The 25,631-nt window shown below is 68.2% G+C and carries 20 protein-coding genes and 3 tRNA genes; 14 read left to right on the top strand and 9 right to left on the bottom strand.

Translation table 11 applies throughout. The annotated features are described in order from the left end of the window. Window positions 1-88: 88 nt before the first annotated feature. From lon to ASG30_RS14570, 6 genes are all read left to right on the top strand, one after another. On the top strand, window positions 89-2,506 hold the full coding sequence (gene lon / locus ASG30_RS14595) for an endopeptidase La (protein ID WP_055898035.1): 2,418 nt from the start codon (window positions 89-91) through the stop codon (window positions 2,504-2,506). 58 nt (window positions 2,507-2,564) lie between these two features. Next, window positions 2,565-2,640 (top strand) — tRNA-Gly (locus ASG30_RS14590). A 49-nt stretch (window positions 2,641-2,689) separates the two neighbouring features. Beyond that, window positions 2,690-2,763 (top strand) — tRNA-Cys (locus tag ASG30_RS14585). Window positions 2,764-2,820: 57 nt separating this feature from the next. Further along, window positions 2,821-2,912 (top strand) — tRNA-Leu (locus ASG30_RS14580). A gap of 50 nt (window positions 2,913-2,962) precedes the next feature. Then, window positions 2,963-3,589, top strand: a complete 627-nt coding sequence (locus ASG30_RS14575; protein WP_055898031.1) for a DUF6806 family protein — start codon at window positions 2,963-2,965, stop codon at window positions 3,587-3,589. Window positions 3,590-3,641: 52 nt separating this feature from the next. Then, complete coding sequence (locus ASG30_RS14570; protein WP_055898027.1) at window positions 3,642-4,979, top strand: MFS transporter; 1,338 nt, start codon at window positions 3,642-3,644, stop codon at window positions 4,977-4,979. Between the two features lie 9 nt (window positions 4,980-4,988). On the opposite strand, the gene ASG30_RS14565 is transcribed toward ASG30_RS14570, so the two are convergent. Then, window positions 4,989-6,542: a fumarate hydratase gene (locus tag ASG30_RS14565; protein ID WP_055898024.1), complete on the bottom strand. Its 1,554-nt coding sequence runs from the start codon at window positions 6,540-6,542 to the stop codon at window positions 4,989-4,991. Window positions 6,543-6,687: 145 nt separating this feature from the next. On the opposite strand from ASG30_RS14565, the gene ASG30_RS14560 reads away from it, so the two are divergent. From ASG30_RS14560 to fumC, 3 genes are read left to right on the top strand one after another with little or no spacing between them, the layout of a single operon-like run. Next, window positions 6,688-7,347, top strand: coding sequence for a peroxiredoxin (locus tag ASG30_RS14560; protein ID WP_055898021.1), 660 nt, complete (start codon window positions 6,688-6,690; stop codon window positions 7,345-7,347). 14 nt (window positions 7,348-7,361) lie between these two features. Then, window positions 7,362-8,405: an MBL fold metallo-hydrolase gene (locus tag ASG30_RS14555; RefSeq protein ID WP_055898018.1), complete on the top strand. Its 1,044-nt coding sequence runs from the start codon at window positions 7,362-7,364 to the stop codon at window positions 8,403-8,405. A 60-nt stretch (window positions 8,406-8,465) separates the two neighbouring features. Next, on the top strand, window positions 8,466-9,857 hold the full coding sequence (gene fumC, locus ASG30_RS14550) for a class II fumarate hydratase (protein WP_055898015.1): 1,392 nt from the start codon (window positions 8,466-8,468) through the stop codon (window positions 9,855-9,857). 7 nt (window positions 9,858-9,864) lie between these two features. Here fumC and ASG30_RS14545 read toward each other — a convergent pair whose 3' ends face one another. From ASG30_RS14545 to dnaG, 3 genes are all read right to left on the bottom strand, one after another. Continuing rightward, window positions 9,865-10,254: a hypothetical protein gene (locus tag ASG30_RS14545; protein ID WP_055898012.1), complete on the bottom strand. Its 390-nt coding sequence runs from the start codon at window positions 10,252-10,254 to the stop codon at window positions 9,865-9,867. Between the two features lie 124 nt (window positions 10,255-10,378). Beyond that, on the bottom strand, window positions 10,379-12,760 hold the full coding sequence (rpoD, locus tag ASG30_RS14540) for an RNA polymerase sigma factor RpoD (protein WP_055898008.1): 2,382 nt from the start codon (window positions 12,758-12,760) through the stop codon (window positions 10,379-10,381). A 270-nt stretch (window positions 12,761-13,030) separates the two neighbouring features. Further along, a complete protein-coding gene (gene dnaG / locus ASG30_RS14535) occupies window positions 13,031-14,887 on the bottom strand; it encodes a DNA primase (RefSeq protein ID WP_055898005.1) in 1,857 nt (618 codons plus the stop codon). Between the two features lie 89 nt (window positions 14,888-14,976). Here dnaG and ASG30_RS14530 point away from each other — a divergent pair, with 89 nt between their 5' ends. Continuing rightward, entirely contained in the window at window positions 14,977-16,623 is a 1,647-nt protein-coding gene (locus ASG30_RS14530; protein ID WP_055898002.1) for an acyl-CoA synthetase, read from the top strand. A 10-nt stretch (window positions 16,624-16,633) separates the two neighbouring features. On the opposite strand, the gene ASG30_RS14525 is transcribed toward ASG30_RS14530, so the two are convergent. Further along, a complete protein-coding gene (locus tag ASG30_RS14525; protein ID WP_055897998.1) occupies window positions 16,634-17,617 on the bottom strand; it encodes a tripartite tricarboxylate transporter substrate binding protein in 984 nt (327 codons plus the stop codon). Between the two features lie 129 nt (window positions 17,618-17,746). Here ASG30_RS14525 and ASG30_RS14520 point away from each other — a divergent pair, with 129 nt between their 5' ends. Continuing rightward, window positions 17,747-18,634 (top strand): YihY/virulence factor BrkB family protein, encoded by an 888-nt coding sequence (locus tag ASG30_RS14520; protein WP_055897996.1) that lies wholly within the window; start codon window positions 17,747-17,749, stop codon window positions 18,632-18,634. Window positions 18,635-18,649: 15 nt separating this feature from the next. Here ASG30_RS14520 and ggt read toward each other — a convergent pair whose 3' ends face one another. From ggt to phaP, 4 genes are all read right to left on the bottom strand, one after another. Beyond that, on the bottom strand, window positions 18,650-20,443 hold the full coding sequence (ggt, locus tag ASG30_RS14515; protein ID WP_055897993.1) for a gamma-glutamyltransferase: 1,794 nt from the start codon (window positions 20,441-20,443) through the stop codon (window positions 18,650-18,652). Window positions 20,444-20,499: 56 nt separating this feature from the next. Then, window positions 20,500-21,258, bottom strand: a complete 759-nt coding sequence (locus ASG30_RS14510) for a 3-hydroxyacyl-CoA dehydrogenase (RefSeq protein ID WP_055897990.1) — start codon at window positions 21,256-21,258, stop codon at window positions 20,500-20,502. Window positions 21,259-21,370: 112 nt separating this feature from the next. Beyond that, window positions 21,371-22,411 carry an extracellular solute-binding protein gene (locus ASG30_RS14505; RefSeq protein WP_055897987.1) on the bottom strand — a complete coding sequence of 347 codons (1,041 nt, stop codon included), beginning with the start codon at window positions 22,409-22,411 and terminating at the stop codon, window positions 21,371-21,373. A gap of 312 nt (window positions 22,412-22,723) precedes the next feature. Then, entirely contained in the window at window positions 22,724-23,269 is a 546-nt protein-coding gene (gene phaP / locus ASG30_RS14500) for a TIGR01841 family phasin (RefSeq protein ID WP_055897983.1), read from the bottom strand. A 188-nt stretch (window positions 23,270-23,457) separates the two neighbouring features. Between phaP and ASG30_RS14495 the strand changes: the two genes are divergently transcribed. The 3 genes from ASG30_RS14495 to ASG30_RS14485 are packed head-to-tail and all read left to right on the top strand — an operon-like array spanning window position 23,458 to window position 25,558. Continuing rightward, window positions 23,458-24,384 carry a histone deacetylase family protein gene (locus tag ASG30_RS14495; protein WP_055897981.1) on the top strand — a complete coding sequence of 309 codons (927 nt, stop codon included), beginning with the start codon at window positions 23,458-23,460 and terminating at the stop codon, window positions 24,382-24,384. Then, window positions 24,381-24,833 (top strand): acyl-CoA thioesterase, encoded by a 453-nt coding sequence (locus tag ASG30_RS14490; RefSeq protein ID WP_055897979.1) that lies wholly within the window; start codon window positions 24,381-24,383, stop codon window positions 24,831-24,833. Before ASG30_RS14495 ends, ASG30_RS14490 begins: the two co-directional genes overlap by 4 nt. Continuing rightward, on the top strand, window positions 24,830-25,558 hold the full coding sequence (locus ASG30_RS14485) for a nitroreductase (RefSeq protein WP_055897977.1): 729 nt from the start codon (window positions 24,830-24,832) through the stop codon (window positions 25,556-25,558). Before ASG30_RS14490 ends, ASG30_RS14485 begins: the two co-directional genes overlap by 4 nt. Window positions 25,559-25,631 lie beyond the last annotated feature (73 nt).

Below are 25,631 nucleotides of genomic sequence, written 5' to 3'. Positions count from 1 at the left end.
CTTCCCGTCCCCCGCGCCCCGCGTGCGGCCGGACGGGTTGAAAATGCCTCCTTCCGTGCCATCTAAGCCCGGTAACACAAGGATTTTCATGTCCGGACACATCCCGCTCCCCGCCACCCCGATCGACCTGCCGCTGCTGCCGCTGCGCGACGTGGTGGTGTTCCCCCACATGGTGATCCCGCTGTTCGTCGGCCGGCCCAAGAGCATCAAGGCGCTCGAGGCCGCGATGGAGGCCGAGCGCCGCATCATGCTGGTGGCGCAGAAGGCCGCGGCCAAGGACGAGCCATCGGTCAACGACATGTTCGAGGTCGGCTGCGTCTCCACCATCCTGCAGATGCTCAAGCTGCCGGACGGAACGGTGAAGGTGCTGGTCGAAGGCCAGCAGCGCGCCCGGGTGAACAAGATCGAGGAGGGCGAGGCCCACTTCGTCGCCAACGTCACGCCGGTGGATGCGGCCGAGCACGAGTCCAAGTCGAGCGAGATCGAGGCGCTGCGCCGCGCGGTGATGCAGCAGTTCGACCAGTACGTGAAGTTGAACAAGAAGATCCCGCCGGAGATCCTCACTTCCATCTCGAGCATCGACGACGCCGGCCGCCTGGCCGACACCATCGCCGCGCACCTGCCGCTGAAGCTGGACAACAAGCAGATCGTCCTGGACCTGGCCGACATCAAGGGCCGCCTGGAGAACCTGTTCGAGCAGATCGAGCGCGAGGTCGACATCCTCAACGTCGACAAGAAGATCCGCTCGCGCGTCAAGCGCCAGATGGAGAAGAACCAGCGCGACTTCTACCTGAACGAGCAGGTCAAGGCCATCCAGAAGGAGCTGGGCGAGGGCGAGGAAGGGGCCGACATCGAGGAGATCGAGAAGAAGATCAAGTCGGCCAAGATGCCCAAGGACGCCCTGAAGAAGGCCGAGGGCGAGCTCAAGAAGCTCAAGCTGATGTCCCCCATGTCGGCCGAGGCCACCGTGGTGCGCAACTACATCGACGTGCTCACCGGCCTGCCGTGGAGCAAGCGGACCAAGATCAAGCACAACCTGACGCATGCCGAGGACGTCCTCAACGAGGACCACTACGGCCTGGAGAAGGTCAAGGACCGCATCCTCGAATACCTCGCGGTGCAGCAGCGCGTCGACAAGGTGAAGGCGCCCATCCTGTGCCTGGTCGGCCCGCCCGGGGTCGGCAAGACCTCGCTGGGGCAGTCGGTGGCCAAGGCCACCGGCCGCAAGTACGTCCGCATGGCGCTGGGCGGCATGCGCGACGAGGCGGAGATCCGCGGCCACCGCCGCACCTACATCGGCGCGCTGCCGGGCAAGGTGCTGCAGTCGCTGTCCAAGGTGGGCACGCGCAACCCCCTGTTCCTGCTGGACGAGATCGACAAGCTGGGCACCGACTTCCGCGGCGACCCGTCCAGTGCTCTGCTGGAGGTGCTGGACCCCGAGCAGAACCACACCTTCAGCGACCACTACGTCGAAGTCGACTTCGACCTGTCGGACGTGATGTTCGTGGCGACGTCCAACTCGATGAACATCCCGCCGGCGCTGCTGGACCGGATGGAAGTGATCCGCCTCTCGGGCTACACCGAGGAGGAGAAGGTCAACATCGCCATCAAGTACCTGCTGCCCAAGCAGCTGAAGAACAACGGCGTCAAGAGCGAGGAGCTCGAGGTGGCCGAGGACGCCATCCGCGACATCGTGCGCTACTACACGCGCGAGGCCGGCGTTCGCTCGCTAGAGCGCGAGCTGTCCAAGATCTGCCGCAAGGTGGTCAAGGGCCTGCAGCTCAAGAAGATGAAGCCCCGGGTGATCGTCAATGCGGAGAACCTCAACGACTTCCTCGGCGTTCGCAAGTTCACCTACGGCCGTGCCGAGAAGCAGAACCAGGTGGGCCAGGTGGTCGGCCTGGCCTGGACCGAGGTGGGCGGCGACCTGCTGACCATCGAGGCCGCGCTGATGCCGGGCAAGGGCGTCATCCAGCGCACCGGTTCGCTGGGCGACGTGATGAAGGAGTCGGTGGAAGCCGCGCGCACCGTCGTGCGCAGCCGCTCGCGCGTGCTGGGCATCAAGGATGAAGTGTTCGAGAAGAAGGACATGCACATCCACGTGCCCGACGGCGCGACGCCCAAGGACGGCCCGAGCGCCGGCATCGCGATGACGACGGCCATCGTCTCGGCGCTCACCGGCATCCCGGTGCGCAGCGACGTCGCCATGACGGGCGAGATCACGCTGCGCGGCGAGGTGACGGCGATCGGCGGCCTGAAGGAGAAGCTGCTCGCGGCGCTGCGCGGCGGCATCAAGACGGTGCTGATCCCCGAAGAGAACGCCAAGGACCTGCAGGACATCCCGGACAACGTGAAGACGGGCCTGGAGATCGTGCCGGTCAAGTGGATCGACCGCGTGCTGGAAGTGGCGCTCGAACGCCAGCCGACGCCGCTGGAAGAAGAGGCCGCGGCCGCTGCCGCGGCGCCCGACGTCGCGCCCGCGGTGCCGGTCTCGGTGAAGCACTGAAAATTTTCTGTCGAGCTGCGAGGGAGGCGATTTTTTCCCCCTATAATCGTGGACTCACGCGGGAGTAGCTCAGTTGGTAGAGCGCAACCTTGCCAAGGTTGAGGTCGCGAGTTCGAGACTCGTCTCCCGCTCCAACTACTCGAAAAAGGGAAGCCCAGGCTTCCCTTTTTCACTCGAGATGCTGGCGCGTTAGCAAAGCGGTTATGCAGCGGATTGCAAATCCGTTTAGATCGGTTCGACTCCGGTACGCGCCTCCAGCTGTGCAGCCCCGCCTCGGCGGGGCTGTTTCCTTTTTGGCGTACATTGAGCCGCGCGCCTCGATGGTGAAATTGGTAGACACAGCGGACTTAAAATCCGCGGCTCGCTGAAAGGCGGCGTGCCGGTTCGACCCCGGCTCGAGGCACCACGAGCGGCGGGACGGGCCCGCGGCAGGCGCGCCCCCAGAGGCAGACGGACATGGCCAATTACGACAACGCCCCCTTCGAGATCCACGTCCACGGCGACGTGCCGCTGCGCGCCGACGTCAGCTACGCGCAGCTGCAGGAGGCGCTCAAGCCCTTGTGGAAGTACGCCGGGGCCCGCTCACTGGCCGACGGCGCCGAGAGCGCCTACGAGGAAGAGCCCGGCATCAAGTTCGACGCCCAGGAGCACCTGCTCACCATGTGCTGGACCGTCGGCGGCGACATGGACTTCCGCCAGTCGCTCGACGACATGTGCATGAGCCTCAACGAACTGGCCGAGCAGGGCGCCGCCATCGAGGTCACCTTCTACGACGCCGAGTTCGACGAGGAAGAAGAGCCGCCCGAGGCCGAATCGCGCGACGACTTCGTCATGCTCTTCGTCGGCCCCACGCCCGCGGCCATCATGCAGGTGCAGCGCGACCTGCTGGTGGAGGACGTTGTCAACCTGATGGAACGCCACTTCGACAGCCAGGAGCTGGGCGGCGTGGTGGCCGAGATCGACAAGCTGTTCTCCCAGCGCTTCGACGCGCTGGTCAGCTCCCTGGAGATCGGCAAGCCGCCCCGCGGAGGCGGTGGTGGCGGTGGGCACGGCGGCGGGCGGCGACCGCGCCACCTGCATTGAGGCGAACGACACGCGGCCCCCAAGGCCGCGTTTTCACTGGAGGAGGGCGGCAATGGCCTTGTTCCCGCAGGACGCGCTGAATCCCGGCGTGCGCAAGCGCGAGGTGTTCGGCTGGGCGATGTACGACTTCGCCAACTCGGGCTACACCACGGTCGTGATCACGGCGGTGTTCGCGGCCTACTTCGTCGGCGGCATCGCGGGCAAGGCGCCCTGGGCCACCTTCGCCTGGACGGCGGCGCTGTCGATCTCCTATGCGATCGTGATGCTCACCATGCCCAGCCTGGGCGCCTGGGCCGACCTGCGCGCAGCCAAGAAGACGCTGCTGATGGTGGTCACCGCCGCGTGCGTCGTCAGCACCGCGGCGCTGGCGCTGGCGCAGCCGGGATCGGTCGCGATGGCGATGCTGCTGATCATCGTCTCCAACACCTTCTTCAGCTATGGCGAGTCGCTGACGGCGTCCTTCCTGCCCGAGCTGGCCCGGCCCCACGCGCTGGGCAAGGTCAGTGGCTGGGGCTGGGGCTTCGGCTACTTCGGCGGCATGCTGGCGCTGGGCATCTGCCTGGCCTACGTGCTGTGGGCGCAGAAGCAGGGCATCCCCGCGCAGGAGTTCGTGCCGGTCACCATGCTGGTGACGGCGGCGATCTACGGCCTGGCCTCGCTGGTCACCTTCCGGCTGCTGCGCGAGCGCGCCCAGCCCGACCCCAAGGCCCTGCGGCAGGGCGGCCTGAGCGCATCGCTGCAGCAGCTGCGCCAGACCTTCCGCCAGGCGCGCCGCTACCGCGACTTCATGTGGCTGATGGCGTGCGCCGTGTTCTACCAGGGCGGCGTGGCGGTGGCCGTTGCCTTGGCCGCGATCTACGCGGAGCAGGTGATCGGTTTCGAGCCGCAGGAAACCATGGTGCTGATCTTCGTGCTCAACCTCGCGGCCGCGGGCGGAGCCTTCGCCTGGGGCTACCTGCAGGACCGCATCGGCCACAAGCTGGCGCTGGGCAGCACGCTGGTGGGCTGGATCGCCACCTGCGTGATCGCGGCGCTCACCACCACCAAGGGCGGCTTCTGGTGGGCCGCGGCCATCGCCGGCCTGTGCATGGGGTCCAGCCAGTCCGCGGGCCGCGCGATGGCCGGCATGTTCGCCCCGAGGAAGCAGTCGGCCGAGTTCTTCGGCCTGTGGACCTTCGCGATCCGTGCCGCCAGCATCGTGGGGCCGCTCACCTACGGCGCGATCACCTGGGCCACCGGCGGCAACCAGCGCACGGCCATCCTGTCGACGACCGCGCTGTTCGTCGTCGGGCTCGTGCTGCTGGCCAAGGTGGACGTGCAGCGCGGCCGGCAGGCCGCGTCGGACGCCGACGAAGCGGCGCTGCCCGAAGGGCGGCTCGCGCCCGCCTGAGCGTCCCCGTCAGGCCGCGGCCACGGGGATGTTCTTGAACTCCCCGGTGGCGATGCGCTTGCTCCACTCGGCCGGGCCGGTGATGTGGGCGCTGGTGCCGCCGGCGTCCACCGCCACCGTCACCGGCATGTCGACCACGTCGAACTCGTAGATCGCTTCCATGCCCAGGTCCTCGAAGCCGACCACGCGAGCCTGCTTGATCGCCTTGCTCACCAGGTAGGCGGCGCCGCCCACCGCCATCAGGTAGGCGGAGCGGTGCTTCTTGATCGCCTCGATCGCCGTCGGGCCGCGTTCGGCCTTGCCGATCATCGCGATCAGGCCGGTCTGCGACAGCATCATGTCGGTGAACTTGTCCATGCGCGTGGCGGTGGTGGGGCCGGCCGGGCCCACGGCCTCGTCGCGCACCGGGTCCACCGGGCCCACGTAGTAGATCACCCGGTTGGTGAAGTCCACCGGCAGCTTCTCGCCCTTGGCCAGCATGTCCTGGATGCGCTTGTGCGCAGCGTCGCGGCCGGTGAGCATCTTGCCGTTGAGCAGCAGCGTCTCACCGGGCTTCCAGCTCGCCACTTCCGCGGGCGTCAGGGTGTCCAGGTTCACTCGACGGCTCTTCTGCGTGTCGGGCATCCACTCCACCTGGGGCCACAGGTCGAGGCTGGGCGCCTCGAGGTAGACCGGGCCGGAGCCATCCAGCACGAAGTGCGCGTGGCGCGTGGCCGCGCAGTTGGGGATCATCGCCACCGGCTTGCTGGCGGCGTGCGTCGGGTACATCTTGATCTTGACGTCGAGCACGGTCGTCAGGCCGCCCAGGCCCTGCGCGCCGATGCCCAGCGCATTGACCTTCTCGAACAGCTCCAGCCGCATCTCCTCGACCTGCGTGAGCTTCTCGCCCTTCGAAGCCTTGGCCTGCAGCTCGTACATGTCCAGGTCGTCCATCAGGCTTTCCTTGGCCATCAGCACCGCCTTCTCGGCGGTGCCGCCGATGCCGATGCCCAGCATCCCGGGAGGGCACCAGCCCGCACCCATGGTCGGCACGGTCTTGAGCACCCAGTCGACCACCGAGTCGCTCGGGTTGAGCATCACCATCTTGCTCTTGTTCTCGCTGCCGCCGCCCTTGGCCGCGACCGTGACGTCCACCTTGTCGCCGGGCACCAGCTCCGTGAAGATCACCGCCGGCGTGTTGTCCTTGGTGTTCTTGCGGGCGAATTGGGGGTCGGCCACCACGCTGGCGCGCAGCGTGTTGTCCGGATGGTTGTAGCCGCGGCGCACGCCTTCGTTGACCGCGTCTTCCAGGCTGCCGTCGAAGCCTTCAAATCGCACGTCCATCCCGATCTTCAGGAACACGTTGACGATGCCGGTGTCCTGGCAGATCGGCCGGTGGCCGGTCGCGCTCATCTTGCTGTTGGTGAGGATCTGCGCGATGGCGTCCTTGGCCGCGGCGCTCTGTTCGCGCTCGTAGGCGCGGGCCAGGTGGGCGATGTAGTCGGCCGGGTGGTAGTAGCTGATGTATTGCAGCGCGGCCGAGATGGATTCGATGAGGTCGGCGGCTTTGAGGGTGGTCGTCATGTCTGTTGAGCAGGCGTTGCTGGCGCAGCCTGCGATTATCCCATCCGCACCGCGCCGACCCTGGTAGCGTGCCTTGACGCCCCTCGACGGCGCGCCGCATCATCCTTGTTCCGCGGCACCGTCCGCTCCACGAGAGGAGATGACCATGACCCTTCGCATCAACGACGTGGTGCCCAACTTCAAGGCCGAAACCACGAAGGGCCCGATCGACTTCCACGAGTGGATCGGCGACGGCTGGGCCATCCTGTTCTCGCACCCCAAGGACTTCACGCCCGTGTGCACCACCGAGCTGGGGTACATGGCGCGCATCGAGCCCGAGTTCACCAAGCGCAATGCCAAGCTGATCGGCCTGAGCGTCGACCCGGTGGACAGCCACCAGAAATGGCTGGGCGACATCGAGGAGACGCAGGGCGCCAAGGTCAACTACCCGATCATCGCGGACCGCGACCTGGCCGTCTCCAAGCTCTACAACATGCTGCCCGCCGAGGAGCCCGGCAGTTCCGACGGCCGCACCGCCGCCACCAACCAGACGGTGCGCACGGTGTTCGTGGTCGGCCCCGACAAGCGCATCAAGATGATGCTGGCCTACCCGATGACCACGGGCCGCAACTTCGACGAGATCCTGCGCGTGATCGATTCCATCCAGATGACCGCCAAGCACCGGGTGGCCACGCCGGCCAACTGGAAGCAGGGCGATGACGTGATCATCGCCGGCTCCGTGACGGACGAAGAAGCCAAGAAGCTGTTCCCGGGCGGCTGGAAGACCGTCAAGCCCTACCTGCGCGTGGTCAGCCAACCGCGCTGACGCGGGGCGGCGCCATGCTGTTCGAGCAGATCGCCACCGGCGGCTGCCGTTCCTACCTGGTCGGCTGCCAGGCGACCTGCGCGGCCGCAGTGGTCGACCCCGAGGTGAGCCAGATCGACCGCTACCTCGCGCTGGCCGCGCGCGACGGCCTGCGCATCCGCTACGTCATTGACACCCACACGCACGCGGACCACTTCTCGGCCAGCAAGCAGCTGGCGCGCAAGGTGGACGCGCCCGTCGTCATGCACCGCGAAAGCACCGTGCCCACGGTGGACATGCGCGTGGACGACGGCGACATGGTGGTGGTGGGCAAGCTGCGCCTGCAGGTGCTGCACACGCCGGGCCACACGCGCGACTCGATGTGCCTGCATGTCGAGGACCGGGTCTTCACCGGCGACACCCTGCTGATCGGCGGCACCGGCCGCACCGACCTGCCGACCGGCGATTCGTCGGCGCTGCACGACAGCCTGTTCGGCAAGCTGCTGCGGCTGGACCCAGCCACGCTGGTGTTCCCGGCGCACGAGTACAAGGGCCGGGACCACACCACGCTGGGCGAGGAGCTGGCCGGCAACCCGCGCCTGCAGGTGCGCGACCGCGACGAGTTCGTGGCGCTGATGGCCAGCCTCAACCTGGACATGCCGACCCACATCACCGAGGCGCTGCGCACCAACCTCAGTGGCGGCAAGACGGTGGCGCAGATGCTGGCCGAGGCGGCCGCGTCCGTGCCCTTCATGTCCATGGCGCAGCTGCGCGACCGCATCGCCGCCGGCGACACCGAGCTGGTGGTGCTGGACGTGCGCGAGCGCGAGGCCTGGGAGGCCGGCCACATCCCCAGCGCCAAGCTGCTGCCGCGCGGCCAGCTGGAGCTGCGGGTGAACGAGGAACTGCCCGATCCCACCCGCCACATCGTCACCTGCTGCGAATTCGGCCGCATCTCCACCCTGGCCGCGGCCACGCTGCGCGAGATGGGGTTCCAGCGCGCGGTGGCGCTCGATGGCGGGATGAAGGCCTGGCGCGAGGCCGGCTACCCGCTCGAAGCCGCGCCGCCTCGGCACTGACGACAAGCCCGCCCCGACTCTGGTACGGTGGACTCACCGTCCCTCCACCATCGAACCGCCATGCCTGCCACCCGCACCGAGAAAGACACCTTCGGCCCGATCGACGTGCCGGCCGAGCGCCTCTGGGGCGCGCAGACGCAGCGCTCGCTGCAGAACTTCGACATCTCCGGGGAGCGCCAGCCCCGCGAGATCATCCGCGCGCTGGTGCAGGTCAAGCGGGCCTCGGCCGTGGCCAACCACCTGCTGGGCCTGATGGACGACCGCAAGGCGTCGGCGATCATCGCGGCGGCCGACGAGGTGCTGGCTGGCCGGCACGACGAGGAGTTCCCCCTGGTCGTGTGGCAGACCGGTTCGGGCACCCAGACCAACATGAACGTCAACGAGGTGCTGGCCAACCGCGCGAGCGAGCTGCTGGGCGGACCGCGCGGCGAGGGCCGCCTGATCCACCCGAACGACGACGTGAACCGCAGCCAGTCGTCCAACGACGTCTTTCCCACCGCCATGCACGTCGCGGCGGTGGAGGGCATCCGCAACCGCCTGCTGCCCGCCTTGCAGAAGCTCAAGGGCACGCTGGCGGAGAAGCGCGAAGCGTTCCGCGACATCGTCAAGATCGGCCGCACGCATCTTCAGGACGCGACGCCGCTCACGCTGGGGCAGGAGTTCTCCGGCTACGTGGCGCAGCTCGAACAGGCGGACCGCCACCTGCATGCCAGCCTGCCGCACCTGTGCGAGCTGGCGCTGGGCGGCACGGCGGTGGGCACCGGCCTGAACGCGCCGCCGGGCTACGCCGAGAAGGTGGCGCAGGAGCTGGCCCGCCTCACGGGGCTGCCCTTCGTGAGCGCGCCCAACAAGTTCGAGGTGATGGCGGCGGCCGATGCCATCGTCCACGCGCATGGGGCGCTCAAGACGCTGGCCGCCAGCATGATGAAGATCGCCAACGACATCCGCTGGCTGGCCAGCGGGCCGCGCAGCGGCATCGGCGAGCTCTCCATCCCCGAGAACGAGCCGGGCTCGTCGATCATGCCCGGCAAGGTCAACCCGACCCAGAGCGAGGCGGTGACCATGCTGTGCTGCCAGGTGTTCGGCAATGACGTCGCCATCAACTTCGGCGGCGCCTCCGGCAACTTCGAGCTCAACGTGTTCCGGCCGATGATGGCCCACAACTTCATGCAGAGCGTGCGGTTGCTGGCCGACGGCATGAGGAGCTTCAATGACCACTGCGCCGCGGGCATCGAGCCCAACCGCGAGCGCATCGCCGAGCTGGTGGACCGTTCGCTGATGCTGGTGACGGCGCTCAATCCGCACATCGGCTACGACAAGGCGGCGCAGATCGCCAAGAAGGCGCACAAGGAGGGCACGACCCTGCGCGAGGCGGCCCTGGCCACCGGTTTCGTCACCGGCGAGCAGTTCGACCAGTGGGTGCGGCCCGGGGACATGGTCGGGCCGCGGTGACGCACCGCTAGGCCGCGGCGGCGGGGTGCCCGCGCCGGCGCCGCCGCCACCAGCCCAGCGCGACCGCGGCCACGGCCGTCACGGCCAGGAGGCCGATCGCGCCCGCGCCCCAGAGGATGATCAGCGCGACCGGCACGATCCCTTCGAGCCAGCCGGCCGAACCCTGCAGCGTGCGCATCAGCCACTCGAGCAGGGGCGCCATGGCGCCCAGCCACTCGCGCCAGGCGTCGCCCAGCCAGAGTTCCAGCAGCGGCGGCAGCTGGATGCTGCGCGCGGCTTCGGCGGCCTGCGACCAGGGCAGGGCGGCCAGCATCGTCCAGCCCAGGTACGCCACCCACATCGAGGCGCTCCACAGCACCAGCAGCAGCAGGCCCACGGCCCAGACGGCGATCAGCATGGCGTTCTCTCGGTTGTGTGCAACAGGTCATGGACCGGCCGGGCGCGACGGGGTTCCCGCGATCGATGGAAATGAAAACGGCGCCCGAAGGCGCCGTTGAATTGCGAAGCGGGAAACGTCCCGATCAGAGCGTGTCGATGAACGAGCGCAGCTTGTCGCTTCGGCTCGGATGCTTGAGCTTGCGCAACGCCTTGGCCTCGATCTGGCGGATGCGCTCGCGCGTCACGTCGAACTGCTTGCCGACCTCTTCCAGCGTGTGGTCGGTGCTCATCTCGATGCCGAAGCGCATGCGCAGCACCTTGGCCTCGCGCGGCGTCAGCGAATCGAGGATGTCCTTGACCACGTCGCGCAGGCCGGCCTGCATGGCCGCTTCGATCGGCGCGGTGTTGCCGGTGTCCTCGATGAAGTCGCCCAGGTGGCTGTCGTCGTCGTCCCCGATCGGCGTCTCCATGGAGATCGGCTCCTTGGCGATCTTCATGATCTTGCGGATCTTGTCCTCGGGGATCTCCATCTTGGCCGCCAGGATGGACGCATCGGGCTCGAAGCCGAACTCCTGCAGGTGCTGGCGCGAGATGCGGTTCATCTTGTTGATCGTCTCGATCATGTGCACCGGGATGCGGATGGTGCGGGCCTGGTCCGCGATGGAGCGGGTGATGGCCTGCCGGATCCACCAGGTGGCATAGGTCGAGAATTTGTAGCCGCGGCGGTATTCGAACTTGTCCACCGCCTTCATCAGGCCGATGTTGCCCTCCTGGATCAGGTCCAGGAACTGCAGGCCGCGGTTGGTGTACTTCTTGGCGATGGAGATCACCAGGCGCAGGTTGGCCTCGATCATCTCCTTCTTGGCGTCGCGCGACGAAGCCTCGCCCTCGTTCATGCGCTTGTTGATCTCCTTGAGCTCGACCAGCGGCACCACAACGCGCGACTGCAGGTCCATCAGCTTCTGCTGCAGTTCCTGGATCGGCGGGATGTTGCGGGCGATCACCACGCTCCACGGCTTGCCGGCGGCGGCCTGCTTTTCCACCCACTTCAGGTTCAGCAGGTTGGGCGGGAACTCCTTGATGAAGGTTTCCTGCGGCATGCCGCACTTGTCCACGATGATGCGGCGCAGCTCGCGCTCCTTCTTGCGCACGTCGTCGACCTGGCCGCGCACCATGTCGCACAGCTTCTCGATGGTCTTGGCCGTGAAGCGGATGGTCATCAGCTCCTCGGACAGGGCCTTCTGGCACTTCATGTAGCTCGGGGTGCCGTAGCCTTCCTTGTCGTAGACCTTGTGCACCTTCTCGAACAGCTCGGCGATGCGCGCGAAACGCTCCAGCGCCTGCGACTTGAGCTCCTCGAGCTTCTTGGTCAGCGCCTTGGAGCCGCCGTTGCCGTCATCGTCGTCGTCCGCGTCGAACTCGTCGAAGTCCTCCTCGGCCACGTAGTCGTCGGCCTCGTTGGGGTTGGAGAAGCCGTCGACGATGGTGGAGATGACGACCTTGCCCTCGCGGATGTCCGCGGCCAGGCGCAGGATCTCGGCGATGGTGGCGGGCGACGCGGAGATCGCCTCCATCATGGCCTGCAGGCCGCCTTCGATGCGCTTGGCGATCTCGATCTCGCCCTCGCGCGTGAGCAGTTCCACCGTGCCCATCTCGCGCATGTACATGCGAACCGGGTCGGTGGTGCGGCCGAACTCGCTGTCCACGGTGGACAGGGCGGCTTCGGCTTCCTCTTCCGCTTCCTCTTCGGTGGCGGCGGTGGGGCCGGTGTTGGTCAGCAGCAGCGTCTCGGCGTCCGGCGTCTGCTCGTACACGGCCACGCCCATGTCGTTGAGCATGGAGACCACGACCTCGAGCGTCTCCGCGTCCACCAGCTTCTCGGGCAGGTGGTCGGTGATCTCCGCGTGCGTGAGGTAGCCGCGGGTCTTGCCCAGCTTGATCAGCGTCTTCAGGCGCTGGCGGCGCTTGGTCATCTCCTCTTCGGTGAGGATGGTCTCGTCCAGGCCGAATTCCTTCATCAAGGCCCGTTCCTTGGCCTTGCTGATCTTCATGCGCAGCGGCTTGACCTTCTCGGTCGTGGTCGTCTCGGCCGGCTGTTCCTCGGCGAATTCGGCCTCGATGTCCGACAGGTCCTCGTCCTCACCGCCGGCCTCGGGCTTGTCGGTGGCGGACTTGGGCTTGCGGCCGCGCTTGGCGCCGGTGGTGGTCTTGGCGGGCGCGGAGCTTTCGGCGGCGGCGGCCTTGGGCGGGCGGCCGGGCTTCTTCTTGACCGGCTCCTCGACGGCCACGGTGGTCTTGGCCTTCTTCGGCTCTTCCTTGGCAGCGGCTTTGTCGGTCTTGGCGGTCGTGGTCTTGGTACTGCTGGGCACGGGCTTGGCTTTCGTGAGAGAGGGCTTCGGTTCCTGGGCCGGGGACGCGGAAGGCTTGACGACCTTCAGCGGGGCCTTGGCGGCCGTCGAAGCGGGTTTGACCGGTTTCTTGGCGGCGGGTTTCGCGGGCAGCTTTGCAGGCTTCTGTGCGGGCATGGACGACCTCGTGCAACGGAAACGAAAAGAAGCGCCACTACTACCCGGCGCGGGCGACGAAGGCGGAACGCAGGGCGGGCCGGCCAGGGCCGGGAATCCGCAAGGCGCGCGCCTCCAGTGGGCAAGATGGGTGGGCGAACATTTGGGGTGCAGTCCTTGCGGTTTGTTGGCGCTGTCGTGCCCGCTGTGGGTGCACGGTCGGCCGGCCCGGAGGTGCTGCTGTCGCTCTTGCCGCTAGCAAACCCTAAATTATATCGTTTCCGAAGGTTTTCAAGACCTGAGCGACTGCTTGTGCTGTAGAAGCTGGTGCTGCCTGCGGCTGAGCTCCATCAGGCGGTCGACCCGCGACGGCTCGCTCTGCGGCAGCTGGCTGGCCTGCTCGATCGCGCCGCCCACCAGGTCCAGGTGGATCTCCACCATGGAAAAGCGCAGGTCGCGCTCGGTGGTGTCGATGTCCTCCACCACCCGGCTGAGCGGCTGGCTGCCGTCGTAGGCCATCAGCTCCGCCGCCTTGGGCTCGAACGCCTGGCCCTGCAGGCCGACCTCGAGCGCGGCCCAGGGCTGGCCGCCGTGCTCATGGGTGGTGGCGTCGATCCAGGAGAACAGGTCGCCCAGCGGCGGCTGCAGGCCGCACAGCACCTCGTGGTCGTCGTGGGCCAGCAGCTCCCAGGCGCCCGAGTGGCGCAGGACCAGCCGGGCCACCGTCTCGGCGAAGGCCACGGTCTTGGGCTTGACCGGCTGGCGCAGGCCCGTGCCGTAGGCGCGCGGGGCGCCGCGGCCGCCGGATGAGCCGGACCGCTCGCGGCGCTCACGCCCCGTGCGCTCGTGCCCGGGGACCTTCCACAGCTGCGCCAGCTCGCGCGGACCGACCTGCGATCGCTCGGCGATGCCGGCGAACAGCTGGCTCTTGAGCGCGCCGTCGGGCAGCAGCGTCCACAGCGGGTGGGCCACGGTCAGCATGCGCGACCGGCCCTCGGCCGTCGACAGGTCGCAGTCCTCGGATGCCGCCTCCAGCAGGAACACGCTCAGGGGCACGGCCTGGCGCACGTAGCGCTGGAACTCCTCGCGGCCGAACTCGCGGATGAAGCTGTCCGGATCGTGTTCCGCCGGCAGGAACAGGAACTTCACCGTGCGCACGTCGCTGGCGTAGGGCAGGGCGCCCTCCAGCGCCTTGCGGGCGGCGCGCCGGCCGGCGGCGTCGCCGTCGAAGCTGAAGACCACGCTGTCGGTGAAGCGGAACAGCTTGTGCACGTGCTCCGGCGTGCAGGCCGTGCCCAGCGTGGCCACGGCGTTGGGAAAGCCCAGCTGCGCCAGGGCCACCACGTCCATGTAGCCCTCGGTGACCAGCACGTAGCCGGCCTCGCGCACCGAGTTGCGCGCCTCGTACAGGCCGTACAGCTCGCGCCCCTTGCTGAACACCGGCGTCTCGGGCGAGTTGAGGTACTTGGGCTTCTCGTCGCCCAGCACCCGCCCGCCGAAGCCGATGCACTCGCCCTTGACGTTGCGGATCGGGAACATCACGCGGTCGCGGAAGCGGTCGTAGCGCTTGCCGTCCTCCTCGTTCACGATCACCAGGCCGCTTTCGGCCAGCAGAGGGTCGTCGTATTCGGGAAAGACGCTGGCCAGGCTGCGCCAGCCCTGCGGCGCGTAACCCAGGCCGAACTGCCGGGCGATCTCGCCCGAGAGGCCGCGGCCCTTGAGGTAGTCGACCGCGCGCGGCGACGACTTGAGGTGCTTGCGATAGGCCTGGCCGGCCTTCTCCAGCACGTCGGCCAGCGTCGCCTGCTTCTGGCGCTGCTGCGCGGCCCGCTCGCGGTCCTCGGGCGAGCGCTCGTCCTCCGGCACTTCCAGGCCGTACTCGCCGGCCAGGTCCTTCACCGCGTCGATGAAGCCCATGCCGGCGTGCTCCATCAGGAAGCCGATGGCGTTGCCATGCTTGCCGCAGCCGAAGCAGTGGAAGAACTGCTTGGTGGGGCTGACGGTGAAGGAGGGGCTCTTTTCCGAGTGGAACGGGCACAGCCCCGAGAAGTTGGCGCCGGTCTTCTTCAGCTGGACATGGCGGCCGACGATCTCGACCACGTCCGCGCGGGCCAGCAACTCCTGGATGAACGTCTGGGGGATGGCCATCGTCTCGGTATTCTTACTTAATGTTCGCGCGACTCGGCCGGGCGTACGCTTGTGCCTGCCCCCGATCGAAGAACACCAGGAGACACCGCATGGCCACCATTTTCGACCAGGACCTGCCGCGCAATGCGGCCAACTTCGCGCCGATCACGCCGCTGTCGTTCCTGGAAAGGTCGGCCGAGGTCTATCCGCAGCGGCTGGCGGTCGTGCATGGCGAGCTGCGGCGCACCTGGGCGGAGGTCCATGCCCGCTGCCGGCAGCTGGCCTCGGCGCTGCGGCGCCGCGGCATCGGCAAGGGCGACACGGTGGCCGTGATGCTGCCCAACACGCCGCCGATGGTGGAGGCGCACTTCGGCATCCCCATGGCCGGGGCGGTGCTCAATGCGCTGAACACGCGGCTCGATCCGGAGACCGTCGCCTTCATGCTGGACCACGGCGAGGCCAAGGCGTTGATCGTCGATCCCGAGTTCGCGCCGGCGATGAAGAAGGCGCTGGCGCTGCGCACCCGCACCACGCCGCTGCTGGTGATCGACGTGGAGGACCCGCTGTTCACGGGGCCGGCCGAGCGCATCGGCGAGATCGCCTACGACGCCTTCGTGGCACAGGGCGATGCCGCCCAACCCTGGGAGCCGCCCGCCGACGAGTGGGACGCGATCGCGCTCAACTACACCAGCGGCACCACCGGCAATCCCAAGGGCGTGGTCTACCACCACCGCGGCGCCGCCACCAACGCGGTGTCCAACATCCTCGAGTGGGACATGCCCAAGCACGCGGTGTACCTGTGGACGCTGCCCATGTTCCACTGCAACGGCTGGTGCTTCCCGTGGACGGTGGCCGCGCGCGCGGGCGTCAACGTGTGCCTGCGGCGCGTCGAGGCCAAGGCCATCATCGAGGCGATCCGCCAGCACGGCGTGACGCACTACTGCGGCGCGCCCATCGTGCACGGCATGCTGGTCAACGCGCCCGACGAGATGAAGCAGGGCCTGCCGCGCGGCGTGAAGGCCATGGTCGCCGGCGCCGCGCCGCCGGCGTCCATGATCGAAGGCATGGAGCGAATGGGCTTCGACCTCACGCACGTCTACGGCCTGACCGAGGTCTACGGCCCCGCGACGGTCTGCCCCAAGCACGACGAGTGGGAGCAGCTGGACATCGGCGAGCGCGCCCGGCTCAACGCGCGCCAGGGCGTGCGCTACCACCTGCAGCAGGGCGCACGGGTGATGGACGCCGAAACCATGCAGCCCGTGCCCTGGGACGGAGAGACCATGGGCGAGATCATGTTCCGCGGGAACATCACCATGAAGGGCTACCTCAAGAACGCGGCCGCCACGCAGGAGGCTTTCGCGGGCGGCTGGTTCCACACCGGCGACCTCGCGGTGCAGTACCCGGACGGCTACATCAAGATCAAGGATCGCAGCAAGGACATCATCATCTCGGGCGGCGAGAACATCTCGTCGATCGAGGTGGAGGACGTGCTGTACCGGCATCCCGACGTGCTGGCCGCCGCCGTCGTCGCGCGGCCCGATCCGAAGTGGGGCGAGACGCCTTGCGCGTTCGTCGAGCTCAAGCCGGGCGCGGCCACCAAGGCCGAGGACATCGTCGCCCACTGCCGCAAGCACCTGGCCGGCTTCAAGGTGCCCCGGGCCGTGGTGTTCGGCGAACTGCCCAAGACGTCCACCGGCAAGATCCAGAAGTTCGAGCTGCGCAAGCAGGCCGGCAGCGCGGCGGCGATCGACATCTGAGCTGGCGCGCTCAGGTCTTCATCGCCAGCCCGAGCCGCTCGATGATCTGCTTTTCCTTCTGGAACTGCTCGCGCATGAACTTCGTGTAGTCCTCGGTGTTCATGTAGATCACCGACTGGTCGTACTTCTCGAAGCTGGCCAGCACCGCGGGGTCCTCGATCGATTTCCTGAAGGCGTCGTGCAGCCTTCGCGTGACAGCGGGCTCCATGCCCTTGGGTCCGCCGACGCCGAAGGGCGAATCGGACACGGTGTCGTAGCCCAGCTCGTTGAGCGTGGGCACGTTGGGCCAGCGCTTGGTTCGCCTGGATCCATAGGTGGCCAGCAGGCGGCATGTGCCGGCGTCCACGTGCGGCCCCCAACCGGTGGCGTCGCTGTGCGACATGACGTGGCCGCCCAGCAGGGCCTGCATGCCGTCGGCATTGCCCTTGAAGGGCACGTGCTGCAGCTTGATGCCGGCCTTCATCGCGAACTCCTCCACCGCCAGGTGCGGCGTGGTGCCGTTGCCGGTGGAGCCGAAGCTGAACTGGCCGGGGTTGGCCTTGGCGTAGTCGACCAGGTCCTTGACCGACTTGATCGGCGAGTCCGCCCGCACCACCAGCCCGAAGGTGTAGCCGGTCAGCAGGGCGATGTAGGTGAAGTCGGCCATTGGGTCGAACTGCATCTTCTGCATGTGCGGCAGCCGCACCACGCCGATGGTGAGCTGCGAGAGCGTGTAACCGTCGGGCCGGGCCGTGACCAGCTCGTTGGGGCCCAGCATGCCGCTGGCGCCGGCCTTGTTCTCCACCACCATCTGCCCGCCCAGCGCCCTGGCCGTGCTGTCGGCGATGGACCGCATGACGGCATCGGTCGAGCCGCCGGCCGGCCACGGACAGATCAGCCGGATCGGCCGCGCGGGGAAAGCCTGGGCGAAGGCCAGCCGCGGGGCGGCGATGGCGGCGGCGCCGGCGGCCAGCGCCTGGTGGAAGCCGCGGCGGGTGGGTCGGTTGAGGCTCATGGGCGGTCTCCTGGAAGGGTGAGCTCAATCTAGACCGCGTGCCCAGCCTGAACCATGGGACAAGCCCGATCCGGGCAAGCCCTGTAACAGCGGCGCCCCGCGCACCGGTCGGCGTCCCATACTGGATTCATGAGCATGCTCAGTCCGGCCGCCGCCCACGTGTTCGCCCACCCCGGGGAGTTCCTGCGGCTGGTGCTGCGCAACTTCGTGCGCAACCAGGGCCTGCTGCTGGCGGGCGCCGTGGCGTACTACGCGCTGCTCTCGGTGGTGCCGCTGCTGATCCTCACGGTGGTCGGCCTGTCGCACTTCGTCGACCAGGGGCTGCTGCTGGACACCTTGTCCCGCTACCTGGAGTGGCTGATGCCGGGACAGTCGCGGGCGGTGGTGGGGGAACTGGCCGCGTTCGTCACGCACCGCGACGTGGTGGGCTGGGTCCTGCTGGTCACCATGCTTTTCTTCAGCTCACTGGCGTTCACCGTGCTGGAGAAGGCGATGTCCGTCATCTTCCTGCACCGCGTGGTGATCCGAAGGCGCCACTTCATGGTGTCGGCGCTGCTGCCGTACTGCTACATCGTCTGCCTGGGGGTGGGCCTGCTGGTGGTCACCATCGTCTCGGGCAGCCTGCAGGCGCTGGGCGACGAGAGCCTGGCGGTCGCGGGGCGGGAGTGGTCGCTCAGCGGCCTCTCGGGCGTGCTGCTGTACCTGCTCGGGTTCACCGGGGAGGTGTTCCTGCTCACCTCGGTCTACATGGTGATGCCGGTGGGCAAGCTCACCTGGCGGCATGCGCTGCCGGGGGGGGCGACGGCGGCGGTGCTGTGGGAGCTCACGCGGCATGGGCTGGTCTGGTACTTCAGCACGCTGTCGCAGGTGAGCGTGGTCTACGGCTCGCTGACCACCGCCATCGTGGTGCTCCTCAGCCTGGAGATCGCCGCCACCTTCCTGCTGCTGGGCGCGCAGGTGATCTCGGAGTACGAGCGGATCGACCGCAAGGAGGCGCAGGCCGGGGCCGCCCCCTGAGGGCGGCCGCCGGGATCAGTCGCCCATCACCACGCCTTCGCGGCGCGGGTCGGCGCCGCCGAACCAGAACAGCTCGCCGTGGGCCTGGCCGCGCGTGATCGCCTGCAGGCCGCTGGTCATCGCCTGCTCACGCACCTCGGCGCCCCGCGCGCGCAGGGCTTCGACGGTGGGCGCCGGGAAGCGCTTTTCCTCCAGCAGCGTGGGGCCGTTCAGCGACGCGAAGTTGGGCAGGTTGATCGCCTGCTGCGGCGTCATGCCCCAGTTGAGAGTGCCGTAGAGCGTCTTGGCCGTGAAGTGGATGATGAGCGCGCCGCCGGGGCTGCCGCCGCTCATCACCAGGTCGTTGGTGGACTTGTCGAACACCAGGGTCGGCGCCATCGAGGACCGCGGCCGCTTGCCCGGCTGCACCCGGTTGGCGATCGGCTGGCCCTGCGCATCGGCGGGCGCGAAGCTGAAGTCGGTGAGCTCGTTGTTCAGCAGGAAGCCGCGCACCATCTGGCGCGAGCCGAACTGGTCCTCGATGGTGGTGGTCATCGCGACCGCGTTGCCGAAGGCGTCGACGATGCTGATGTGCGAGGTGCCGTACTCGGGCTGGTCCGGCATGGGCGCATGGCCGCTGCGCACCGCGCCGGGCGTGCCGGGCTGTGCGACCTTCATGCTCTGCGCGCCGATCAGCTTGGCGCGCTGCGCCAAATAACCGGGGTCCAGCAGCGACATCCAGTTGCCGCCGGGCGGTTGCACGAAGTCGGGATCGCCCACGAACTGAGCGCGGTCGGCGAAGGCCAGCCGCGCGGCCTCGGTATAGAGGTGCAGCCAGTCCGCGCCGGGCAGGCCGTCGGCCAGCGGCAGCGTGCCCGCATTCGTGTTCGACAGGATGCCCAGGATCTGGCCCACCGCGATCGCACCCGAACTCGGCGGCGGGAAGCCGCAGACCCGATAAGACTTGGTCTGAGCCTGGTAGTCGTGGCACAGGGGCGAGCGCTTCTTCGGCTGGTAGCCGGACAGGTCGGCCAGCGTCAGCTTGCCGGGGTTGCCGGGATGCTTCTGCACCTTGTCGACGATGGCCTGCGCGATCTCGCCCTCGTGCAGGGCCTTGGAGCCGTCAGTGGCGATGCGCCTCAGGACGGCCGCGAGTTCCGGGTTGCGGCGCACGGAGCCGACGTCGATCGGCTCGCCGTCCGGCTTGTAGAAGTAGGCGGCCGCGACCGGGTCCTTCTTCAGGTGGGCCTCGGCCTTGAGCAGCGTGTTGAGGCGCGGGCTGACGCGAAAGCCCTGTTCCGCCAGCGTGATGGCCGGCTGGAACAGCGTGGCCCAGGGCAGCCGGCCATGCTGCTTGTGCGCCATCTCCAGCATGCGCACCGTGCCCGGAACGCCCACCGAGCGGCCGCCGACCACGCCCTCGTAGAAGGGCAGGGGCTTGCCGTCGGCGCCCAGGAACAGCTTCTCGTCGACGCCGGCCGGTGCGGTCTCGCGGCCATCGAAGGCCTCGACCTCGCGGCCCTTGGCGTGCAGCAGGAAGGCGCCGCCGCCGATGCCGCTGGACTGCGGCTCAACCAGCGTGAGCACCATCTGCACCGCCACCGCCGCATCGATCGCGGAGCCGCCGGCCTTGAGCACCTGGTAGCCCGCATCGGTGGCCAGCGGGTTGGCCGCCGCGACCGCGTACTTCCTGGTCGCCCAGCCGGGCTTCTCGGTGTAGCCCGAGGGCGCTTCCGGCAGGACCGGCGGCTGGTAGGAGAAGTTGGGGGCTGTGGCGGCGCAGCCGGCCAGCAGCGCGGCCAGGGCGAGGGCAGTGAGCCTGGGGTTCATGGCGTCTCCCGTTTGTTCGGAAGGCGCATCCTAAACCCCGGCTGCAGGGCCGAAGGTCAGCGGGGCGCGAGCCGGATCGCGCCGTCCAGGCGGATCACCTCGCCGTTGAGCATGTCGTTCTCGAAGATGTGCTTGGCCAGCTTGGAGTAGTCCTCCGGCGTGCCCAGGCGCGAGGGGAAGGGCACGGCCGCGGCCAGCGAGTCCTGCACCTCCTTGGGCATGCCGAACATCATCGGCGTGCCGAAGATGCCGGGCGCGATCGTCATGTTGCGGATGCCGCTGCGCGCCAGGTCGCGGGCGATCGGCAGCGTCATGCCGACCACGCCGCCCTTGGAGGCGCTGTAGGCCGCCTGGCCGATCTGGCCGTCGTAGGCCGCCACCGAGGCGGTGGACACGATGCAGCCGCGCTCGCCGGTCGACTCCGGCTCGTTCTTGCTCATGGCGTCGGCGGCCAGGCGCGTCATGTTGAAGGTGCCGATCAGGTTCACCGTGATGCACTTGGTGAACACCGCCAGGCTGTGCGCACCGGTCTTGCCGACCGTCTTCTCCGCGGGTGCGATGCCGGCGCAGTTGACCAGGCCCATCAGCTTGCCCATGGACACGGCCTTGGCCACCACCGCCTGGCCGTCCGCCTCCTGGCTGACGTCGCACTTCACGAAGGCGCCGCCGATCTCCCTGGCGACGGCCTCGCCCTTCTCGACCTGCATGTCGGCGACGACGACCTTGCCGCCCGCGGCCGCCAGCATGCGCGCCGTGCCTTCGCCGAGGCCGGAAGCGCCGCCGGTGACGATGAAGACCTTGCCCTTGATGTCCATGAGTTGCTCCAGTGTGGTTGACGTGTACGTCAATTATCGGGTCAAGCAAAAGGGCCGCTTTCGCGGCCCTTCTGGGGGGATGACGCAAGGGGCGCGACTGGCGCCCTGCATCTCACTTAAAGCCGACGCGGTCCAGCATCTGCTGCACCTTGACCTGGTTGGCGCCCACGGCGGCCAGCGGGATGGTCTCGGCCTTGAACTCGCCGCCGCCGCTCATGGACTGCAGGGCGGGGTTGTTCACCTTCACGCCCTTGGCGGTGGGCCACTCGTTGTTGCCGTTGGCGAAGTAGTTCTGCGCTTCGGCGCTGGCCAGGTACTCGAGGAACTTGACCGCGGCCGCGGTGTTCCTGGCGTTCCTGGCCACCGCGCCGCCGGCGATGTTCAGGTGCGTGCCCCAGGTCTGCTGGTTGGGGAACACGATGCCGACCTTCTCGGTCACGGCGCGGTCCTCGACCTTGTCCGAGCGCAGCAGGCGAGCGATGTAGTAGCTGTTGCTCACCGCGATCTGGCATTCGCCGGCGGCCACGGCCTTGATCTGGTCGGTGTCGCCGCCCTTGGGGTCGCGCGCCAGGTTGGCCTGCAGGCCCTTGATCCAGTCCTGCGCCTTGGCTTCGCCCAGGTGCTCGGTCACGGCGCCGAAGAGCGACAGGTTGTACGGGTGGGAGCCCGAACGGATGCAGATCTTGCCCTTGTTCTTGGCGTCGGCCAGTTCCTCGTAGGTGTCCACGTCCTCGCGCTTGACCTTGTTCTTGTCGTACACCACCACGCGGGCGCGGGTGGAGAAGCCGAACCAGGGCGTGCCTTCCGCCGAGGCGGTGCCGCGGTACTGCGCCGGGATCGCGTCTTCCAGCACCTTGGACTTGACCGGCTTGAACAGGCCGTCGACCTCGCCCTTGTACAGGCGCGCGGCGTCCACCAGCAGGATCACGTCGGCGGGCGAAGCCGCACCTTCGGCCTTCAGGCGCGCCAGGATGCCCGCGTCATCGGCGTCGACCCGGTTGATCTTGATGCCGGTGGCCTTGGTGAAGTTGTTGTACAGGGCCTCGTCGGTCGAGTAGTGCCGCGCGGAGTAGAGGTTCAGCACCTGCTCCTGGGCGAACGAGGAGGAGGCGAGGGCGGCCAGCGCGAAGGCGGCAAGGGCTTTGCGGGACATGCAGGGGCTCCTATGGATGAGATCCGGGTCGGTGTGGCGTAGATGATAAACCAAACACGAATCATTCTCAGTTGCAAGGCGCACGCTGGCCCCGAAACGAAGGAAGCCCAGGGCCATTTCAGCCGGGCAATAAAAAAGCCCCAGCCTTGTGAGCTGGGGCTAAGGATCCCTGAACCCGAAGGTGTCGAAAGGACCCGAGGAGACAACCTGAAGAACTCTCGGTCGATCACGAGAGTGTCCTATAGAGGCTCCGTGATGGGTAGAGTTCCGACTCCAGTCACTTGCGGGCCGGAACCCCCGTTTCAAGGTTGCTCAGCGCTTGGCGCGGGCGGTCGTCTTGCCGGCGTTCACGGCCGTGTTGGCGACGGCGTTGAAGTTGGCTTCGGCCACTTCGGTGGCTTGCTTGACGGCCTTCTGCACCGACTCCAGGGCGTTGTTGCCGGCGGCAACGGCGCTCTTGAACACGGCGACGGCGGTCTCGGAACCGGCGGGCGCGTTCTTGGCGGCGTTGTCCACGACGGCCAGGAACTTCTTCTGCGTTTCAGCGGCCTGGCTCTCGAAAGCCTTGCCGAACTCGGCGCCGGTACCGGCGGCGATGTCGTACAGGTGACGGCTGTAGGCGGCGGTCTTCTCGGCCAGGGGCTGGAACAGGGAGGCCTGCAGGGCCAGCAGTTCCTGGGCGTCCTTGACGCTCAGCAGCGACTGGGTGGTGCCGGCGGCTTCGGTCAGCGCGGCCTTGGAGGCGGTCAGGTTCAGCTCGACGAGCTTCTCGACGCCTTCGAAAGCCTTGTTGGTCAGGCCGAAGAGGGTTTCGACGGTGGCTTTCTGGGAAGCCAGGACTTGTTCAGCGGTCAGCATTGCAAATATCTCCAGGAGTGAGGGGCGAAAGGACGCTGCTCTGTGGCCCGAAGCCTATGTTGCAGTGCAGCATGGGTCCAATTATAGGGAGGCCGGACGCGAGCGCAAGCATTTTTTGTTGCGCCGCAACATTCTAGGCCGCGACCCCTAGAACCCCGCCAAACGCGCCGGCCGGGACAATCGGCCCCATGCAGGTCTTCTACGCGACCCAGTTCGTGCTGCCGCTGCCGCCGGGCCACCGCTTCCCCATGGCCAAGTACCAGCTCTTGCGCGACCGCCTCGCCGCCGAGCTGCCCGCGATCCAGCTCATGCAGGCCTTGCCGGCCACCGATGGCGAACTGGCCCTGGCCCACACGCCCGGCTACATCCAGGGCATCAGCGACGGCAGCGTCGACCCGGCCATCCTGCGAGAGATCGGCTTTCCGTGGAGCCCCGCCATGGCCGAGCGGGCCCGCCGCTCGGTCGGCGCCACCATCTCCGCCTGCCGCGCCGCGTTCGCCGAAGGCGTGGCCGCCAACATCGCCGGCGGCACCCACCACGCCAGCGCCGACCGCGGTGGTGGCTTCTGCGTGTTCAACGACGCCGCCGTGGCCGCCCGCCTGATGCAGGCCGAGCAGGCCCGCCGCGGACGCCGGCTGCGTGTCGCCGTCGTGGACCTGGACGTCCACCAGGGCAACGGCACGGCCCGCATCTTCCGCGGCGACGACAGCGTCTTCACCCTGTCGATCCACGGTCAGAAGAACTTTCCCTTCCGCAAGGAGCCGTCGGACCTCGATGTCGACCTGCCCGACGGCTGCGTCGACGACGAGTACCTGCACGCGCTGGAAGGCGCGCTGTCCGAACTGGAGCGCCGCTTCGACCCGGGCCTGGTGATCTACCTGGCCGGCGCCGACCCGCACGAGGGCGACCGCCTGGGCCGGCTCAAGCTCACCTGGGACGGCCTGGAGGCGCGCGACCGCCGCGTGTTCGACTGGGCCTGGGAGCGCGGCCTGCCGCTGGCCTTCGCCATGGCGGGCGGCTACGGCCGCCGCCTGGAAGACACGGTGCAAGCCCAGGTCAACACCTTCGGCGTGGCGATGGCGTACTGGCAGCGCTGGCAGAATCGCCGGCGATGAGCGACAGCCCCGCCGCCCCCGCCCGGCCCCAGCCCGAACCGCGCAGCGCCTACAAGGCCTTCCGCACGATCAGCACCCGCTGGATGGACAACGACGTGTACGGCCACGTCAACAACGTCGTCTATTACAGCTGGTTCGACACCGCGGTGAACGCCCACCTGATCGAGCACGGCGCGCTCGACGCCCACGGTGGCCCCACCATCGGCCTGGTGATCGAGACCCAGTGCAACTACTTCGCCCCGCTGGCTTTCCCGCAGACGGTCGAGGCCGGCATCCGGGTGGCGCAGCTGGGCAGCTCCAGCGTCCGCTACGAGGTGGGCCTGTTCGCCGCCGGCGCCCCGGTCACGGCGGCCCGGGGCCATTTCATCCACGTCTATGTCGACCGCGCGACGCGCCGTCCCGTGCCCCTGCCGGCGCGGCTGCGCTCGGTCCTGGAGGAACTCCGATGAGCACGACCAGCAACCACCGGCCCCGCGTGGCCGATGCCACCAGCGTCGAGACCGCGATCGAGACGCGCTTTTCCGCGCGCGCCTTCCTGCCCAAGCCGGTGCCGCGCGAGACCATCGAGCGCCTGCTCGAACTGGCCGCCCGCGCGCCCTCGGGCACCAACACCCAGCCCTGGAAGGTCTACGTGCTGCAGGGCGCGAGCCGCGACGAGCTGGTGCGCAAGGTCTGCGCGGCGCACGACGCGCTCTACGCCGACCCGGCCCTGGCCGCGCAATACCGCGAGGAATACGACTACTACCCCGAGAAGTGGGTGTCGCCCTACATCGACCGGCGGCGCGAGAACGGCTGGAGCCTCTACGGCCTGCTGGGCATCGCCAAGGGCGAGAAGGACAAGATGCACGAGCAGCACCAGCGCAACTTCCGCCTGTTCGACGCGCCCGTGGGCCTGATGTTCACGCTGGACCGCGTCATGGGCCGCGGCTCGCTGGTGGACTACGGCATGTTCCTGCAGAACCTGATGGTGGCGGCCCGCGCGCACGGCCTGCACACCTGCCCGCAGGCGGCCTGGAACGGCTTCGCCCGGATCATCCTGCCGCACGTGGGCGCGGGCGACAACGAGATGCTGGTCTGCGGCATGTCGCTGGGCTACCTGGACGAGGAAGCGCGCGTGAACAGCTTCCACACGCCGCGCGAGCCGGTGGCCAGCTTCACGCACTGGCTGGAATAACCGCCCGCGAAAAAAGAAAGAGGGCGCGGCCCCGGTGCCTCGGTGCCGCGCCCTTGCATGAAGAGCCGCCCCG

It is taken from the genome of Ramlibacter sp. Leaf400, from assembly GCF_001424545.1.
In the GTDB taxonomy this organism is placed as follows: Bacteria; Pseudomonadota; Gammaproteobacteria; order Burkholderiales; family Burkholderiaceae_C; genus Ramlibacter.
The sequence above is the reverse complement of the archived record's forward strand: the minus strand, read 5'-3'. Positions and strand labels throughout refer to the sequence as shown.